Here is a 3,933-nt window from a genome sequence, read left to right on the forward strand (position 1 = left end):
TCTTGATCGACAATCCAAAGACAATTGAGAGGCTGGGACTTTTGTCCCAGCCTCTTCTATTTTTTAGCTAAGAAAGGCCCAAATAATGGCAATCAGCACTGCAGGCAGGAGATTGGCAACCTTGATTCGTTTGCCCCAGATGAGGTTGATCCCCACACAGAGAATGAGGCTGGAGCCGACTAGTGACAAATTCGACAGCGCTTGTGGGGTCATGATCGGTGCGATCAAATGGGCTAACAGCGTAATCGCACCCTGAAAGATCACGAGTGGGACCACTGCAAAGATGGCACCCTTTCCTTTCGAAACAGTCAAGACCAGAACAATGACCATATCCAGAATAGCCTTGGCCAACAAGGTCGAAGGGTCACCTGTCAAGCCATCCTGGACAGCTCCGACTACTGCCATAGCCCCGATACAAATGGTCAAGGCCGTGGTCATAAAGGCATCAACAAAGCTGGAATCGCCTTCGTTCCCCGTCTTTTCCTTCAGCCAGGTTCCCAGGCGCTCAAACCCCTCCTCAATCTTCAAGAGTTCCCCGATAACGGTCCCGATTACTAGACTCAGAATCAACATCATACTGCCGTGACTCTCCACATGACTTCCATGCACCACCAGCATCTTTTCCAAGGTCCCTGCGATGCCCAAGACAAAAACAGCAACTCCTGTCACTTTCAGAAGGGTCTCATGAAAATCTTCTGATAAACGTTGACCGATGAGCAGTCCTAAAAGCCCACCAAATACAACTCCTACGGCATTATAAAAGGTCCCTAAACCGATCATTTACAAACTCCTTCGTTCATTTTTCATTCTTTTTCAATTTCTTTCAAAGACCAGTGCCCCGTCTCTTCATACTGGTCAATCAAGTCCTTGGCTGTTTGCGTAATCTCCTCTGGATAATGCAAGCTTTCTAGAGTATTGACCGCATTCTTGGTTACGGCTGATCCTGGCTTGATCTGGTAGTCAAAGACGATCTTGCCATCCACATAGCGACTGTCAAAATGGTAATTATCATTGACTTCACCGGAGGCTGCGACCAGCTCAATATCATGGCTGGAAATCATGTAGAGACAGTTTTGGGCAGCCAACCAGCGAACAATTCCAAGGCCTGATCCGATCCGCTCGATGGTATTGGTCCCCTTAAAGAGCTCGTCAATAAAGAAGTAGTGAAAACCTGGCTCTTTCAAATGCTGAATCATACGCAAAATAGCTTTACTTTCGGTGATGAAGTAGCTATCTCCAACTTCAATATCGTCGCTCACATCCATAGCCGTTAGGACATGACCGTAAGGCAGGACCAAGCTTTCTCCATAGGCAAAGCCCAGCCCTTGAGCCAGAATGGCATTGATGGCGACGGTTTTCAAATAAGTCGATTTCCCGGACGCATTGTCCCCACTGATGACCATATTTTTTTGGAAATGCACATCATTGGCAATCGGGTTGGACAGCAAGGGATGGTAGAGCGTCTCACCTTCAATCCCACCTGTCTCCGTAAAGACCGGCTGACAGACCACTTCTAGATCCCGCTTATGGCGCAAGAGACTAATCGCTACCTCCATCTCCCCTAGCAAATTCAGAAGCTTCTGAGCCTCTTTTTGATGCGCCTTCACCTGATTGTAAATATAAACCTGAGCGATCTGCGGGAGTAAAAAGAGGACGTTGAGGTAGAGGAGAATAATTTCCATCTCAGAGGTCCCCGTTGGACTCTGCAAGACACTGGCAAGGATCCGCGCTTTCTTAAAGGGTTTGACCGCTTGCTTGAGTTCTTCTCGTTGTGGTAAATCTAGATGACTCAAGCGTTCTGCCGAAGCAAAGATGCGGACCAGATAGCTAACATTGTCCAGACGGATTTTATTAGACCAATTGCGCAAACTTGAAAAGACGATATTAAAGACCACACTGATCACCAAGAGGGTGATCGCCCCAACTGGCTCAAAGGGAATGGCAAAGAGACAGACAATGGGAAGACAGGCCAACGCTATATAGAGGGGTAAACCCGCATAATGCTTGCCGGGATTTGCGACAATGCTTCGCGCCATGTTGTGGTTCTTCTTGCCCAGTTGGTTAAAAATAACCTGGACCTTGAGCCGCAAATCGGGATGCTCTTCAAAGAAGTCTTCTAAGTCATGAAGCTGGTCCTGGGGCTGGAATTCCAACAGGCGCATCTTTTGATAGAGGGCTTCTGCCCCAAGGCTCGATTGGGTGTAATTGAGCTGATCAAAGACAGCGTCCAAAGCCAAATCATGCCAAGTCTGATCATCCACTTGGCTATCGATCGTCCTTCCCTTAGCCGGATAAGCCAGACTGTCTATCAAACTTTCTTCCGTGTCTTTCTTACGAAAGAAAGGCGCACCGTCCCAAGCTTTTTTCAGCTTTTGCTTGAGGCGGATGGCCGTCAGAAATTTGGTTGCCCAAATTACCACCATCAATCCTAGAATCCCAAGTGGGATCCAGTTCATATTTCCTTCCATACTTTATTCCTTTCCACTCTGAGGCCAGTCCAAGTGAACATGTTCCTTCATTTCTCGGTATGCCGTGTCCACTCTCTCCTTGGTCTCTTCATCTAGCTTATCGCGGTATTTGCCACCTTTGATAAAATCTTCCAAAATATAGGTCTGGTACTTGTACAAGTCATAGCCTTCAGGAGAATAGGTCCCCTTCGGAGTTCGACTAACCCAGGTTGGATGAGCAGTAGCCGTCTTAATCCGTGTCTTACGTCCAACCTTTTCAATGGTCACATCCATCAAGACCCCTCGCTCTGTCCATTGGGCAGTCTCCACGTCCTCCATGGTTTCCAGACGCTGATTGGAGAGGAAATTCCCCATCGAGTAAATGATCAGCTTGTTTTGGCCATCTTTATTGACCACTTCAGCAGGCTCTACAACATGGGGATGTCCGCCAAAGACGATATCAGCGCCCCAAGAAATCATCTTATGGTAGAGCTCTTTTTGCTCTTCTGTCGGCTCCAACTGGTACTCAACTCCCATCTGGGGCATGACAATGGTGATATCAGCCTCTTGCTCCGCCTTTTGGATCTCCGCCTTCATCCGTTCTTCATCCAGGTCAGACAAGACATTTGCTTGCTCCTCTGGAGTGAGGGTTGTTTCCATCCCATTAAAGCCGTAGGCATAGGCTAGAATTGCAATCTTGATGCCGTTGACTTCCTTGATCACCAAGGGGGCTTGCCCTCTCTTTTCATGCGTGTAGACACCGACAGGTGTGATGCCTGCATCTTCAAAGGCCTTGGCTGTCGAATAGACCCCATCTAGGCCTGAATCCAAGATATGATTGTGCCCCAAATCCATGACATCATAGCCCGCATCCTTGATAGCTGGCACAACTTCACTTGGTGCATTAAAAAGGGGATAACCTGCTAAATAATAGTTGGGATCGATTGTTCCTTCAAAATCGCCCAAGGCCAGATCCGCCTTTTGTAGCCAAGGTTTAACATACTCATAATTTTCATGAAAATCATAGCTTCCATCTTCTTTTTGTGCACTCATATAGACCAGATCATGGTAGAGTTGGTCTCCATTCGCCATGATCCGAGCTGTATGAGGAATCTGATCAGCCGGTGTTGTTGTCTTGTACACAACTTCCGGTCGTTTCGTCGCAGTGATCGGAAAACCTTGGAACTTTTGTACCCAAAGGACGGCGTTTGCAGCCATAAAAACGACGGTCAAGAGTACATAGACAAACTGTTCATTGGTCAGCTGAATCCTTGAAAAGAGACGATCAAAAGCCCAATCAAAGGACGCCGATAGCTCTTTTCCTATTCTTTTGATGGTTCTCTTCACATTCTCCCACTTCTCTAGCATGCCTACCTCTTCTTCGCATTTGGTTTTTCCAATGATCCGCTAACAGATTAAGCTATCATTGAACTACTTTCTCTTCATTGTATCACAATTTTTAAGAAGAGAAAAAGAGAGTGGGACA

Annotated in this window: 3 protein-coding genes; all 3 read right to left on the reverse strand. The window is 47.0% G+C overall.

Annotated elements, in window-relative coordinates; all coding sequences use genetic code 11:
* Positions 1 to 63: 63 nt before the first annotated feature.
* The 3 genes from BTU61_RS05725 to BTU61_RS05735 are packed head-to-tail and all read right to left on the reverse strand — an operon-like array spanning position 64 to position 3,815.
* Positions 64 to 780, reverse strand: coding sequence for a DUF554 domain-containing protein (locus tag BTU61_RS05725; protein WP_200772726.1), 717 nt, complete (start codon positions 778 to 780; stop codon positions 64 to 66).
* Between the two features lie 23 nt (positions 781 to 803).
* The gene (locus tag BTU61_RS05730) at positions 804 to 2,468 is read right to left on the reverse strand and encodes a MutS-related protein (RefSeq protein WP_200772727.1); all 1,665 of its coding nucleotides are present in this window, start codon (positions 2,466 to 2,468) and stop codon (positions 804 to 806) included.
* 3 nt (positions 2,469 to 2,471) lie between these two features.
* Positions 2,472 to 3,815: a CapA family protein gene (locus tag BTU61_RS05735; RefSeq protein WP_200772728.1), complete on the reverse strand. Its 1,344-nt coding sequence runs from the start codon at positions 3,813 to 3,815 to the stop codon at positions 2,472 to 2,474.
* Between the last annotated feature and the right edge of the window lie 118 nt (positions 3,816 to 3,933).

It is taken from the genome of Streptococcus lactarius (genome assembly GCF_016642265.1).
GTDB lineage: Bacteria > Bacillota > Bacilli > Lactobacillales > Streptococcaceae > Streptococcus > Streptococcus lactarius.